This is a genomic window from Bacillus sp. Je.9.29.b, assembly GCF_051129925.1.
Classification (GTDB): Bacteria; Bacillota; Bacilli; order Bacillales; family Bacillaceae; genus Bacillus; species Bacillus safensis.
Window position 1 is genome coordinate 1 of sequence record NZ_JBCPSO010000021.1, and the last position, 625, is coordinate 625.

Consider the following 625-nt stretch of genomic DNA (forward strand, 5'->3'; position numbering starts at 1 on the left):
GTTCAACTGGAACTACGGGGGCAACAGGTATTACTGGACCAACAGGTCCTACCGGTGCCACTGGTATCACCGGTTCAACTGGAACTACGGGGGCAACGGGTATTACTGGACCAACAGGTCCTACTGGCGCCACGGGTATTACCGGAGCTACTGGCTCTACCGGCGCCACGGGTATTACCGGAGCTACCGGACCTACTGGCGCTACAGGTGTCACTGGAGCTACCGGTCCTACGGGCGCTACAGGTGTCACTGGAGATACTGGTTCTACTGGTGCGACGGGTATCACTGGAGATACTGGTCCTACCGGGGCAACGGGTATCACTGGAGCTACCGGTCCTACCGGGGCAACGGGTATCACCGGAGCTACCGGTCCTACGGGCGCTACAGGTATCACTGGAGCTACCGGTCCTACGGGCGCTACAGGTGTCACTGGAGATACTGGTCCTACCGGGACTACAGGTCCTACTGGTGTCACGGGTATTACTGGTGCTACTGGTTCTACCGGGGCAACGGGTATCACCGGTTCAACTGGAACTACGGGGGCAACAGGTATTACTGGACCAACAGGTCCTACCGGTGCCACTGGTATCACCGGTTCAACTGGAACTACGGGGGCAACGGGTAT

General features: G+C 58.6%; 1 protein-coding gene. It reads left to right on the forward strand.

What is annotated here, in order from left to right:
* Positions 1-625, forward strand: a 625-nt coding sequence (locus tag AAZR19_RS18910; RefSeq protein ID WP_434703987.1) for a hypothetical protein, incomplete at both ends; no start/stop codon positions are given.